Origin of the sequence: Bacillus sp. S10(2024) (assembly GCF_050473865.1) — a bacterium.
GTDB lineage: Bacteria > Bacillota > Bacilli > Bacillales > Bacillaceae_G > Bacillus_A.
Map to the genome: position 1 here is coordinate 571,971 of NZ_JBFLUR010000002.1, position 14,669 is coordinate 586,639.

Here is a 14,669-nt window from a genome sequence, read left to right on the forward strand (position 1 = left end):
AGTTTCTTGTCTTAAAAAGTGCTAAACTAGTACTGTAAAAAAATACACTACAATGTATGCAGTTAAAGGGGTGTAGGAAATGATTAGTCAACTTTCATGGAAAGTTGGAGGCCAACAAGGTGAAGGAATTGAAAGTACAGGAGAAATCTTCTGTATTGCATTAAACCGACTAGGTTATTATTTATATGGTTATCGCCATTTTTCATCACGAATTAAAGGTGGTCATACAAACAATAAAATTCGCGTAAGTACAACAGAGGTACGTGCGATATCAGATGATTTAGATATTTTAATTGCATTTGATCAAGAAACGATTGATTTTAACTTCCATGAACTACGTCCTGGTGGAATTGTTGTTGCAGATGCAAAATTTAATCCAAGCATTCCTGAAGGAACAGATGTAACTTTATATGCAATTCCATTTACGGATATTGCTTCTGAGCTAGGTACATCTTTAATGAAAAACATGGTTGCAGTTGGAGCGTCTAGTGCGGTATTAGGGCTAGATGAAAAAGTGTATTTAGAAGTTGTAGATGAAATTTTCGGTCGTAAAGGAGAGCAAGTTGTTCAGAAGAACATGGACGCAATTCAGCGCGGCTCTCAATATATGAAAGAATTGCTTGGCGAAAAAGTAAATATGATGCAACTTGAAAAAGCAGATGGAAAAAAACGTATGTTTATGATTGGGAACGATGCAATCGCATTTGGTGCAGTAGCTGGCGGTGCACGTTTTATGTCTGCTTATCCAATTACACCTGCTTCTGAGATTATGGAATACTTAATTAAGAAGCTTCCAAAAGTAGGAGGAACGGTTATTCAAACTGAGGATGAAATCGCTGCTTGTACGATGGCAATTGGTGCAAACTATGCTGGTGTGCGAACATTAACAGCTTCAGCAGGTCCTGGTTTATCTCTCATGATGGAAGCAATTGGATTAGCTGGGATTACAGAAACACCTCTTGTAATCATTGATACACAGCGTGGTGGACCAAGTACGGGGTTACCAACAAAACAAGAACAATCTGATTTAATGGCAATGATTTATGGTACGCATGGTGAGATTCCGAAAATCGTTATGGCACCAAGTACTGTTGAAGAGGCATTCTATGATATTGTCGAAGCATTTAACTTAGCTGAAGAATATCAAGTTCCTGTTATCTTTTTAACAGATTTACAACTTTCTTTAGGGAAACAAACGGTAGAACCACTTCAATTAGAAAAAGTTGAAATTCGCCGTGGTAAACTGGATTTACATGCTGAGTTACCAGAGCGTGAAAATAAAGCATACTTCAAACGATATGCAGTAACAGAAGATGGTATTTCCCCACGTGTTGTACCTGGTATGAAAAATGGTATTCATCATGTAACAGGCGTAGAGCACGATGAAACAGGGAAACCATCTGAATCAGCACTGAACCGCAGTGCACAAATGGACAAACGTTTCCGTAAAATGGAGAATATTAAGTTTAAAACCCCAGTATACAAAAATGCCAAAAATGCTGATGCTGATATATTATTAGTAGGCTTTAACTCAACTCGTGGTGCAATTGAAGAAGCGATGGAACGTTTAGAGCAAGAAGGATTAAAAGTAAATCATGCTCATGTTCGCTTAATTCATCCATTCCCAACGGCTGAAATGTTGCCGCTTGTGAAAGAAGCAAAACGTGTTGTCGTTGTAGAAAATAATGCAACTGGACAGCTTGCTAATATTATGAGGATGAATCTTGGCTATGGTGAGAAAATTTCTAGTCTGCTGAAATATGACGGAAACCCATTCTTGCCAAAAGAAATTTACAACGAATGCAAAAAAGGGGTTGTTTTAAATGGCAACATTTAAGGACTTTCGTAATAGTGTAAAACCAAACTGGTGTCCAGGTTGCGGTGACTTCTCAGTACAAGCAGCAATTCAACGTGCTGCTGCAAATGTAGGTTTAAATCCTGATGAATTAGCGGTTATTTCTGGTATCGGTTGCTCTGGTCGTATCTCTGGTTACATTAACTCTTACGGTGTTCATAGTATTCATGGACGTGCCCTTCCAATTGCACAAGGTGTAAAAATGGCAAATCGTGATTTAACAGTTATTGCATCAGGTGGTGACGGTGACGGGTTTGCAATCGGTATGGGACATACGATTCATTCTATTCGTCGTAATATTGATATTACGTACATTGTTATGGATAACCAAATTTATGGTTTAACGAAAGGTCAAACTTCACCACGTAGTGAAGCGGGCTTTAAAACGAAAAGTACGCCGCAAGGATCGATTGAGCCAGCGCTATCTGTAATGGAGATGGCATTAACTGCTGGAGCAACGTTCGTAGCTCAAAGTTTCTCTAGTGATTTAAAAGAATTAACACAGCTAATTGAAGCTGGTATTCAACATAAAGGCTTCTCTCTCATCAACGTATTTAGTCCATGTGTAACATATAACAAGGTAAACACCTACGATTGGTTTAAAGAGAATTTAACAAGACTTAGCGAAGTAGAAGGATATGATCCATCTAATCGTATGATTGCTATGCAAACATTAATGGAAAACAAAGGTCTAGTAACAGGTTTAATTTATCAAAATAAAGAACAACCTTCTTACCAAGAGCTTGTAAAAGGTTATAGTGAAGAACCATTAGTTCATGCTGATCTGCAAATGGACCAAAAAATGTTTGATGAGCTTGTAGCAGAGTTCATGTAATAGATGAAAGGCTATCGAAAATTCGGTAGCCTTTTCTGATACAAAATTATGATCAAATCATTTCATAATAATTAGCATTTTGTTTACTGAGAAAATTCAGAATGATAAAATAATAAATAAGAGTCATATTATATGAGTTCCTCTTATCCCCTTTAGTATCAAGTGAAATCGTTCATGAATCCGAGCTATCTCTATTGTTTAATTTGACTGAACGCTTTATACTATAATAATGTGTATAGGAATGAAGCGACATGCTTTTTTATAAAAACAACTTAAACAACAACTAACAGTTAAAACTTTGTATATGTAAGGGTGAAAGGAGATTAATCATGAACGAAGAGCAACGATTAGCAGGTCAACAAGCAACTTCAACTACTAAAAAGGCAGAAAAAGATTATAGTAAATATTTTGAAAGTGTATATCAGCCACCGTCTTTAAAAGATGCGAAAAAACGTGGAAAAGAAGAAGTTAAAATTGAACGTGATTTTGGCTTACCAGAAGAGTTCCGTAATTTTGGTGCTGGAAGAAAGTTTTATATCCGTACTTATGGATGTCAAATGAATGAGCATGATACAGAAGTAATGGCTGGTATTTTTACAACTCTCGGATACGAACCAACATTCTCTACAGAAGATGCAGATGTGGTTCTATTAAATACATGTGCCATTCGTGAAAATGCTGAAAATAAAGTATTCGGGGAACTTGGTCATTTAAAATCCTTAAAACAAAGAAATCCTGATCTTTTAATTGGTGTATGTGGTTGTATGTCACAAGAGGAATCTGTGGTAAACAAAATTATGAAAACATACCAGCAAGTAGATATGGTGTTTGGTACGCATAATATTCACCGCCTTCCATACATTTTAAAAGATGCTATGTTCTCGAAAGCGACTGTTGTTGAAGTATGGTCAAAAGAAGGGGATGTAATTGAAAACCTTCCGAAAGTACGTCGCGGAGATATTAAGGCGTGGGTAAACATTATGTACGGATGTGACAAATTCTGTACGTACTGCATCGTACCGTATACACGTGGTAAAGAGCGTAGCCGCCGTCCTGAAGATATTATTAAAGAAGTACGTCATTTAGCTGCAAATGGTTATAAAGAAATTACGCTACTTGGTCAAAACGTAAACGCATACGGAAAAGACTTTGAAGATATGAAATATGGTTTAGGAGATCTTATGGATGAACTTCGTAAGGTTGACGTAGCACGTATTCGTTTTACTACAAGCCATCCGCGCGACTTTGATGATCATTTAATTGAAGTACTTGCAAAAGGCGGCAATTTAGTTGAACACATTCACTTACCGGTGCAATCTGGAAGTACAGATATGTTGAAAATTATGGCACGTAAATACTCACGTGAGCATTATTTAGAACTTGTACGTAAAATTAAAGAAGCGATTCCAAAGGCAGTATTAACGACAGATATTATCGTTGGTTTCCCAAATGAAACAGAAGAACAATTTGAAGAAACGATGTCGTTATATCGTGAAGTAGGCTTTGATAGTGCATATACATTTATTTATTCACCACGTGAAGGTACACCAGCTGCAAAAATGCAAGATAATGTACCGATGGAAGTGAAAAAAGAGCGTTTGCAACGTTTAAATACATTAGTAAATGAATTTTCTGCGAACAAGAATAAAGCGTATGAAGGGCAAATCGTTGAAGTGCTTGTTGATGGAGAAAGTAAAAATAATCCTGATGTACTTGCAGGTTATACACGTGCTAATAAACTTGTAAACTTCGTAGCTCCAAAATCTGTAATCGGACAGCTTGTTAAAGTGAAAGTTACTGAAACGAAAACTTGGTCTCTAAACGGGGAATTGGTTGAGGAGCCGATTGAGGTGAAATAATAGATGAAAATCTTTACAAAAGATGAAATTGTAGAGCAAGCGAAAGAATTAGCAAAAATGATTTCTGAAACAGAGGAAGTGGATTTCTTTAAACGTGCAGAAGCGCAAATTCATAAAAATGAAAATGTAAAACGTACAATTGATGAAATTAAAGTTTTGCAAAAACAAGCAGTAAATTTACAGCATTATGGGAAATGGGAAGCGTTAAAAAAGGTAGAGTCGGATATTGATGCGTTGCAAGATAAACTAGATGAAATTCCGGTTGTCCAACAGTTTAAATCTTCTCAAACATATGTAAATGATTTATTGCAGCTTGTTGCAAGTACAATTTCAAACACAGTCACAGATGAAATTTTAATTACAACTGGCGGCGATGTATTAAAAGGAGAAACAGGTGCTGAAGTAGCAAATAAGAAAGGCACGTGTGGTTGCTAAAAAGATGTCGAACTCGACATCTTTTTTTGTTTCGTTTCGAATAGGTGATGGTCCAGTTTGTGTTTGTAGCAGTGTCAATGATTGTTTTTAACTTCTAAAAATCAGAAGTTTTTTATAACAAAATGAACGGTGCATAATAGCATTTTCAAAAAGAATAACACATTCCGCATTTATCCCGCATATAATGAATTGAACATTCATTGAGGAGGGTTTCGTATGTCCGAATTTAGAGAGATTATTACGAAAGCAGTTGTGGGAAAAGGGCGTAAGTATATGAAAACAACTCACACTGTTGCACCGAATCATACGCCGACAAGTATTCTAGGATGCTGGGTTATTAACCATGCATACGAAGCAAAACAGAATGGAAAGTATGTAGAAATCGAAGGGTATTATGACATTAACACATGGTATTCACATGATGAAAACACGAAAACTGAAGTTGTAACAGAGCGTGTACATTACTCAGATGATGTGAAAGTTGGTTATCGTGATAACAATTTTTCTGGGGAAGATATTGAAGTTATTGCACGTGTCGTTCAACATCCAAATTGTTTAGAAGCTGTAATTTCACCAAATGGAAATAAAATGGTTGTTACAGTAGAACGTGAATTTGTCACAGAGGTAGTTGGAGAAACAAAAATTTGTGTAAGTGTAAATCCAGATGGATGTCAAGAAGATGATCAGCAATTTGAAGTGGATGATGATGAGTTTGAAGAACTTGATCCGAACTTTATTGTAGAAGCTGAAGAAGAGTAAGTTGAAGCTAGGAAGATCCTCTTCCTAGCTTTTTTGTATATGTTTCAGATGATGGATCAAAATCATTCGTGTATAATTGTGTTATAATATATTTTTAAAGTGAAAAAGAGAGATGTATGGAGGAGCAAAATGGCACAGTACACGCCGATGATGCAGCAATATTTAAAGATCAAGGCAGATTATCAAGATGCCTTTTTATTTTTTAGATTAGGCGATTTTTATGAAATGTTTTTTGAAGATGCTGTAAAAGCAGCACATGAACTTGAAATTACATTGACGAGTCGTGATGGGGGCGGAAGCGAACGGATTCCGATGTGTGGTGTACCATATCACGCTGCAAAAAACTACATTGAACAATTGATTGAAAAAGGATATAAAGTAGCAATTTGTGAACAGGTTGAAGATCCTAAAACAGCAAAAGGTGTAGTGCGTCGTGAAGTTGTTCAATTAATTACACCAGGGACGATGATGGAAGGGCGTACGATAGATGAAAAGGAAAATAATTTCCTTGCAGCACTAACACAGTTTGAAGATGGTTCCATTGCATTAGCTTGTAATGACTTAACGACAGGTCAAAATACAGTAACATTATTAACGGGAACACTTGAAGATGTATTACTAGAAGTATATGCAACGGGTGCGAAAGAAATTGTCGTATCTTCTACGTTCTCTAAGGAAGAATTGGATAAGCTGTTAGCGACATTAAAAATGACAGTTTCATATGAGGAAGAATCAAAAATCCCAGAGAGCCTTACGCATCTCGTTCAAAATGTGACGCAAACAAAACTACTTGCAGCGGTTGGACGTTTATTTAGCTATGTCTTACGAACGCAAAAACGTTCCCTAGACCACCTGCAACCTGTTGAAATTTATTATACAAATCAATTTATGAAGATTGATGTTCATTCTAAACGTAATTTAGAACTAACAGAAACCATTCGAACAAAAGAAAAAACAGGTTCGTTATTGTGGCTGCTAGATAAAACGAAAACAGCGATGGGGGGACGGATGTTAAAGCAGTGGATGGAACGCCCACTCATCCAAAAAGAAAAAATTGAAGAACGTTTAGAAATGGTTGAAACGTTTGTGAACGATTATTTCTTCCGTGAAGATTTGAAAGAAAAACTAAAAGAAGTATACGACTTAGAGCGGTTAGCAGGTAAAGTTTCATATGGTAGTGTCAATGCGCGAGATTTACTGCAATTAAAGCGGTCCTTACTGCAAGTACCAGCCATTCTAGAAGCGGTTAGTCTTTTAGATAATGCTTATACTACAAAGCTAATTCAAGGCGCTGATCCGTGTGAAAGCTTAACAACGTTATTAGAGAGAAGTATTCAAGAAAACCCGCCGCTTTCAATAAAAGATGGTGACATTATTAAAGATGGTTACAGTGAGAAATTAGATCAGTATCGTTATGTAAGCAAAAACGGGAAAACGTGGATTGCAGAGCTTGAAAAACGTGAGCGTGATATAACCGGAATTAAATCATTAAAGATTGGTTATAATCGTATTTTTGGTTACTATATTGAAGTCACAAAAGCAAATCTATCTGCACTTCCAGAAGGACGTTATGAGCGGAAACAAACACTTGCGAATGCAGAACGCTTTATTACAGATGAGTTAAAAGAAAAAGAGACATTAATTTTAGAAGCAGAAGAAAAAATCGTTCAGTTAGAATATGACTTATTCACAGCTCTTCGCGAAGAAGTAAAAGTATTTATCCCGAAATTGCAGCAATTAGCAAAAATTATTAGTGAACTAGATGTTCTTCAAAGCTTTGCGACTGTAAGTGAAGAAGAACAATTTGTAAAACCAACATTAACGAGTAAACGAGAAATTTTTATTAAAGATGGTCGTCATCCTGTCGTTGAAAAAGTATTAAACGGCAAATTGTATGTTCCAAATGATTGTATTATGCCTGAAAATATGGATGTCTTTTTGATTACTGGTCCAAACATGTCCGGTAAAAGTACGTATATGCGTCAATTAGCACTGATTACCGTTATGTCACAAATCGGTTGTTTTGTACCAGCGGCAGAGGCTGTACTCCCTGTGTTTGACCAAATCTTTACGAGAATTGGCGCAGCAGATGATTTAATATCAGGTCAAAGTACGTTTATGGTTGAAATGTTAGAAGCGAAAAATGCAATTGCGAATGCATCGGAAAGAAGTTTAATTTTATTTGATGAAATTGGACGAGGTACATCTACGTATGACGGTATGGCGCTAGCGCAAGCAATTATCGAGCATATTCATGATCAAATTGGTGCGAAAACGTTATTTTCAACACATTATCATGAATTAACAGTTCTAGAAGAAAGTTTAGATAAGTTAAAAAATGTACATGTTTCCGCAATTGAAGAAAACGGAAAAGTTGTCTTCTTGCATAAAATTCAAGAAGGGGCAGCAGATAAGAGCTATGGTATTCATGTTGCTCAGCTTGCAGAGCTTCCAGATAGCTTAATCGCTCGTGCTAAAGAAGTATTAGCGCAACTTGAAGGTCAAGAGGAAGTAATTATTCCGAAACGAACGGAAGTTAAAGTTTTAGAAGAAATCGTACAAGAACCAGTAGTTGTAAAAGAAGAAGTATTGCCGCAAGAAGAAGTGGAAGAAGAATCTCAGCTATCCTTCTTTGCAGCAGAACAATCAGTGAAAACAGAAGACAAGTCTGTACTTAATTCAAAAGAAACAGCGGTATTAACGCTAATTAAAAAAATGGATTTGCTTGATATGACACCGTTAGAAGCGTTAAATGAATTATACCGTTTACAGAAAAAGTTGAAGAAAGGATGAGTAAGTAGATGGGGAAAATTCGCAAACTCGATGATCAGCTTTCTAACTTAATTGCGGCAGGGGAAGTAGTAGAACGTCCTGCTTCAGTTGTAAAAGAACTTGTCGAAAATTCCATCGATGCGAATAGTACATCTATTGAAATCCACTTAGAAGAAGCTGGATTATCGAAAATTCGCATTATCGATAATGGAGATGGCATTGCTGAAGAAGATTGTATCGTCGCTTTTGAGAGACATGCAACAAGTAAAATAAAAGATGAAAATGATTTGTTTCGTATTCGAACGCTCGGCTTTCGAGGCGAAGCATTACCGAGTATCGCATCTGTCAGTGAATTAGAGTTAATTACAAGTACAGGGGATGCACCGGGAACGCACCTTGTCATAAAAGGCGGGGAAATTTTAAAACAAGAAAAAACAGCGAGCCGTAAAGGGACAGATATTACGGTTCAAAACCTGTTTTTTAATACACCAGCGCGCTTAAAATATATGAAGACGATTCATACAGAGCTTGGAAATGTTACTGACATTGTATATCGCATTGCACTGTCGCATCCAGAAGTCTCTTTGCGTTTGTTTCATAATGAGAAGAAACTACTTCATACATCAGGAAATGGTGATGTAAGACAAGTTCTTGCGGCAATTTACGGCATTCAAGTTGCAAAAAAATTAATTCCAATTGAGGCAGAATCGTTAGACTTTACAATTCGTGGTTATGTGACGTTGCCAGAAGTAACGCGTGCATCCCGTAACTATATGTCAACAATTGTAAATGGTCGTTACGTTCGAAATTATGTCTTAATGAAAGCAGTGCAACAAGGCTATCATACGTTGTTACCTGTTGGACGTTATCCAATTGGTTTCTTATCTGTTGAAATGGATCCAATGCTAGTTGATGTGAACGTTCATCCTGCAAAACTAGAGGTTCGCTTTAGTAAAGAACAGGAGTTATTGCAGCTTATTGAAAAAGCATTACAAGATGCATTTAAAAAGATTCAACTCATTCCTGATGCCGGCTCTGCGACAAAGAAAAAAGAAAAAGATGAAAGTGTTCAAGAACAGTTTCAGTTTGAGCACGCAAAACCGAAAGAGCTGCCAACTATTGTTCTGCCAAGTGGAATGGATGAACAAGAGGAAAAGCAGCCGCCACAGCCACCGCTTTGGAATCCACCAAAACAGGAATGGCAGCCGCCACAATCTCTTGTAAAAGAAGAAAATAATTGGCAACCATCTAAGCCAATTGTAGAAGAACCGTTTTCACAAGAAAATGATTGGGAAGGCCATGAAGAAGGTTTTGAATTAGATGAACTTGAAGAAGTGCAAGAAATCGAAATGAACGGAAACGATTTACCGCCGTTGTATCCAATTGGTCAAATGCACGGAACATATATTTTCGCTCAAAATGATAAAGGATTATATATGATTGACCAGCATGCCGCTCAGGAGCGCATTAATTATGAATATTTCCGTGATAAAGTAGGACAAGTGGCACCAGAGGTACAAGAATTACTCGTTCCGTACCGAATTGATTTATCGCTTAATGAATTTCTGCGGATTGAAGAACAACTAGAGGAACTGAAAAAAGTAGGAATCTTTCTAGAGCAATTCGGACATCAATCATTCATTGTTCGCTCACATCCAACATGGTTCCCAAAAGGACAAGAGATGGAAATTATTGATGAAATGATGCAGCAAGTGTTGAAATTGAAAAAAGTCGATATTAAAAAATTGCGCGAAGAAGCAGCTATTATGATGAGCTGTAAGGCATCGATTAAAGCAAATCAATATTTAACCAACGATCAAATTTTTGCTTTACTTGAAGAACTGCGAACCACAACAAACCCATATACTTGTCCGCACGGCAGACCTATACTTGTGCATCATTCGACTTATGAATTGGAGAAGATGTTTAAGCGGGTGATGTGATTGTTTTGTGTTGAGGGGAATTTAGTTAGACTAGAGAAAAATCAAAAGGAAATAAAAAGTTTTTTGTTATTATTTTGATAAAATATTGAGTTAAGAAAAAGAAGCGATAGGAACCAATCGCTTCTTTTTTAATTAAGTTTTGGTTTCGGTTACTTTTGCATAACACATTTGTATTAGTTATAAATACTTCTCTAAAAAAGTACGTTTAACGCCTTACTTTAGCTCAGCACAATGGATAACCAGTTTAATTAAAGGGAATTATCAAAAAGGGTACTATAAAACAGAACAAGCCCAAGAAATGGATAAGGAGTGAGCAAACGATGGACAACATGATAAATGCGGACAGCTTTGATTTGCAAAGCGGAACTGCTCAAAAAATGGTTGGCCAGTATTTGTTCGATTGCCTGAAACTGGAGGGCATTACCGAAATTTTTGGCGTCGCAGGAGACTATAATTTTACTCTTCTTGATACTTTGGAGTGTTATAACGGTATCCGTTTTATAGAAGGACGGAACGAACTAAACTCGGGTTATGCCGCAGATGGCTATGCAAGACTCAAAGGGATATCTGCTCTTATTACGACCTTTGGGGTCGGGGAGCTCAGCGCCTGCAATGCGATAGCGGGAGCTAACAGCGAGCATGTGCCAATAATACACATTGTGGGCGCGCCTCCTGAGAAGGATCAAAAAGAGCATAAGCTGATGCACCACACCCTAATGAATGGGAATTTTGATGTCTTCCGCAAGGTGTATGAGCAGATTACAGATTATACCGCGGTGCTTACGCCGGAAAACGCCAAGATTGAAATTCCGGCTGCGATTCGCATTGCTAAGGAAAAGAAAAAACCGGTATACCTGGTGGTGGCCGATGATTTAGTGAACAAGCCGATTAAGATCCGGGAAGAGCTGGTAACACTACGTCCAACGTCCAACCTGAAAACCCTTCAGGCTGCGGTGAATCATGTCCGTCGGCTGCTGGAGCGTGCAAAGCGTCCAGTTATATTGGTGGATGTGAAAACCATACGTTTCGACCTTCAGACAGCAGTTCGGCAACTGGCTGATGCCATGAACGTGCCTGTTGTAACGATGATGTACGGGAAGGGAGGATTCGACGAGAGCCATCCAAATTATATCGGAATGTACCTCGGCTCTTTCGGAGATTCTGAAGTCCAAAGTACGGTGGAAAATGCAGATTGTATCATTGCGATCGGTATGGTATGGGCAGACACCAACACCGCGAATTTTACCGCAAAGCTGAACCCGCTGGTGACTGTCAATATTCAACCAGATATGGTTAAAATCGCCGAGGCGGAATATCCGAATGTTCTTGCAGCCGACATGCTACTTGCCGTGCAGAAAATAGGTTATACGGGCAAAGGTTTAGCAGGAAAATTGTCATTTCCTCACGATCAATTCACAACTAACGCCGACGCTACTCTAATGGCTTCCAACTATTATCCCCGTTTTCAGCGCATGCTGAAAGATGGTGATATTGTAATCGTCGAGACCGGGACATTTTATAATGGAATGGCGGAAGTGAGACTGCCGGGCAATGTAACGTATATTGGGCAGGGAGGATGGCAGTCCATCGGTTATGCAACCCCCTCGGCGTTCGGTGCTATTATGGCCGCACCGGAACGTCGAGTGTTACTTTTTACAGGTGACGGTGCCTTGCAGTTAACAGCACAGGAAATCAGTTCTATGCTCTATTACGGCTGTAAGCCTATTATCTTCATTTTGAACAACGATGGTTATACGATTGAGAAATATTTGAATGTCAAAACAGAGGGGCAAAAGTACAACCAAATCCCTCAATGGTCATACACCAGGCTGGCCGAAGTTTTTGGAGGAAACGCGTTTACCGTTACGGTCCGAACCTATGGAGAACTTGATCAAGCTATAATCCAAGCCGGAAAGGAAAGTGCCGAAAGACTCTGTATCATTGAAATGATTGCCGGCAATCCGATGGACGCACCTAAATATATGCGACGGATGAGAGGTTATATGGAGAAGCAAGAAATGCAGCGCAGCCAGAAATAGTCCCAAATAACAAGAATAATTCCTATTCTACGGCGTAAAAAAAGATCCATTTTGAAAAATCTTTTAATCAAAATGGATCTTTTTTTGAATGGATTTTTCATTTTATAAAAAAGTTTGATAATTTATGTGACGCTTGTTCAATTAAAGCACTTGATTATAGGAGACAAGTCTTTGTTACTTTAAATATTTCAATAAACACATAGAACTTACTAAAAACGGACCAACATTAAAAGGAAATCTCCCCGAGTCCCTGATCCTATTTTGATACTAATAGTACGGTTCTAATCATATTCTTATAATGGAAAACAATAAAAAGGGGTGTAAAGTTAGTTGATAAAAGTAAAGGTTAGTTTACGACCCATTGTAAGTAAGATAAATTTACCCACTGTTTTGAAAACAACTATACTTCCAGGTGACTCGATTGAAAGATTATTTATTGCAACCCAGGTAGGAGAGATCTTTTACATAGGAAACGGAGCTATTAGGAATTTTTTAGATATTCGCTCGCGGATTATAAAATTAGGTAGTTCTGAACAAGGTGTTTCAGGTAGTGGATATGATGAACGGGGATTACTAGGGCTAGCGTTTCATCCAAAATTTTATTTTAACGGTTTGTTTTATCTTCATTATTCAGTAGTTGGAACACAAGGTCCAGGGGCCCTTTCTGAACATTTTAAGCCTAACCCGTGTGATTCCAGTACTTTAAACCTAAAATGGGTAAATAGAGAAACTCAATATGATCATATTGATACGGTTGAAGAATGGATTTTACAATCGAACGGTCAGCCACAAAAACGACGGACAATACTTAACATAAGAAGACCGTTTTTTAATCATAATGGTGTGAATAGCTTAAACTTTTCACCTGAAACCGGAAAACTTATGTTAACAACTGGAGATGGTGGAGCAGGCTATGATCCATTTAATTTAAGCCAGGATGATATGGAAATAGCAGGTAAAATAATTGAAATTGATGTAGATAAGAATACATTTATCTATAATCCACCTGTAGTCACACGTTTTAATGAACTTCCCTCATCTATTCAGGAAACGCTTACGGTAATTGCCAAAGGGGTTCGTAATATAACCGGCATATCATTTCAAAAGTTTTATAATCAGTATATCAAATATGTGGGGATTGTCGGACAGGACTTGGTAGAGTCGATTTTTTCATTCGTTCATTATAAACCAATACCTGTTACTCAGCTTATTCAAGCTTCTTTAATGAGATCTGAACTTGACCAAGAAGGATTTATTAACTTTGGCTGGCGAGGGTGGGAAGGTGCTTTTCCTACTTCGTTTATAAGGGGCTGTTCTGCGAATCGGACTTTGGATGAAAAAACAATTGCTTATTACAATGAAGCAGTAAAAACTTTAGTAGGGCGTCTTCAGCCTTTAACTAGTTATTTTCATAAAGATCCCCGACCCGATAAATTTGGGGGAACTGCACTTACAGGAGTCCAGCCATATATGGGGAATGGAATCCCAAATTTAACGGGAAGCGTTGTGTTCACCGATTTTGCCCAGAAAGAAGAAGCTCGACCTCCGATTAGAGGAGGGTTAGCTTATACCAGAGTAAGGACAGACTGTAAACTAAATGATTTTAGTGTTATTGAAACCGATTATAATTTTGGGTCTCAATCAGCTTATTATGTTAGTTTGGGAACAAATCTGGATCAAACCAGACTATATTTAGGGGTTTATGGCTCTATGAAAGTGACTAGTTTTAACCAAGGTACTGTTTGTGAAATTGTTCCGTGATTGATAACTATAAAATTTGTTGGCTGTAGTATTTGTCATACATGTACTATATTTATGGCGATAAAGTTAAAGAAGAAGAAAATTTCAAAATAGGACTAATTGTAGCCTTGAAATAAGGGTTGTTCAACAATACCTCGTAAACGCTTCGACTTTATATCCTGATGAAACTAAAATATCTACTTGTTAAATAATTCTTTTAATTGTATCAGTACGATACAATCTCCATTGGAAAAACTTCTATTTTCAATTATTCATAGAGGAGAGTCTTCATTTCAATTGATCGAAAGGAAAATAGGTCATACTGCATAAAATATAAGACGATGAACTGTATAGGAAGTGGAAAAAGGGATGTTTTTGGCAGGGGGATTATGCCGGGGATAGGCTATTTGGTTAGTCCTCTAGCGACATTAC

The 14,669-nt window shown here is 37.5% G+C and carries 9 protein-coding genes; all 9 read left to right on the forward strand.

The features are described 5' to 3' along the window. Positions 1-79: 79 nt before the first annotated feature. On the forward strand, positions 80-1,837 hold the full coding sequence (locus AB1280_RS03020; protein ID WP_429754827.1) for a 2-oxoacid:acceptor oxidoreductase subunit alpha: 1,758 nt from the start codon (positions 80-82) through the stop codon (positions 1,835-1,837). After that, positions 1,824-2,690 (forward strand): 2-oxoacid:ferredoxin oxidoreductase subunit beta, encoded by an 867-nt coding sequence (locus AB1280_RS03025; protein WP_272188054.1) that lies wholly within the window; start codon positions 1,824-1,826, stop codon positions 2,688-2,690. The genes AB1280_RS03020 and AB1280_RS03025 overlap by 14 nt, the downstream gene beginning before the upstream one ends. A 329-nt stretch (positions 2,691-3,019) precedes the next feature. Next, complete coding sequence (miaB, locus tag AB1280_RS03030) at positions 3,020-4,549, forward strand: tRNA (N6-isopentenyl adenosine(37)-C2)-methylthiotransferase MiaB (RefSeq protein ID WP_429754828.1); 1,530 nt, start codon at positions 3,020-3,022, stop codon at positions 4,547-4,549. A 3-nt stretch (positions 4,550-4,552) separates the two neighbouring features. Continuing rightward, positions 4,553-4,984, forward strand: a complete 432-nt coding sequence (locus tag AB1280_RS03035) for a RicAFT regulatory complex protein RicA family protein (protein WP_429754829.1) — start codon at positions 4,553-4,555, stop codon at positions 4,982-4,984. A gap of 216 nt (positions 4,985-5,200) precedes the next feature. Further along, the gene (gene cotE, locus AB1280_RS03040) at positions 5,201-5,743 is read left to right on the forward strand and encodes an outer spore coat protein CotE (RefSeq protein ID WP_272188051.1); all 543 of its coding nucleotides are present in this window, start codon (positions 5,201-5,203) and stop codon (positions 5,741-5,743) included. Between the two features lie 129 nt (positions 5,744-5,872). After that, positions 5,873-8,536, forward strand: coding sequence for a DNA mismatch repair protein MutS (mutS, locus tag AB1280_RS03045; protein WP_429754830.1), 2,664 nt, complete (start codon positions 5,873-5,875; stop codon positions 8,534-8,536). An 8-nt stretch (positions 8,537-8,544) separates the two neighbouring features. After that, positions 8,545-10,458: a DNA mismatch repair endonuclease MutL gene (gene mutL / locus AB1280_RS03050; protein ID WP_429754831.1), complete on the forward strand. Its 1,914-nt coding sequence runs from the start codon at positions 8,545-8,547 to the stop codon at positions 10,456-10,458. Between the two features lie 320 nt (positions 10,459-10,778). Then, a complete protein-coding gene (locus tag AB1280_RS03055) occupies positions 10,779-12,497 on the forward strand; it encodes an alpha-keto acid decarboxylase family protein (RefSeq protein ID WP_429754832.1) in 1,719 nt (572 codons plus the stop codon). Positions 12,498-12,827: 330 nt separating this feature from the next. Next, positions 12,828-14,258: a PQQ-dependent sugar dehydrogenase gene (locus tag AB1280_RS03060; RefSeq protein WP_429754833.1), complete on the forward strand. Its 1,431-nt coding sequence runs from the start codon at positions 12,828-12,830 to the stop codon at positions 14,256-14,258. Positions 14,259-14,669 lie beyond the last annotated feature (411 nt).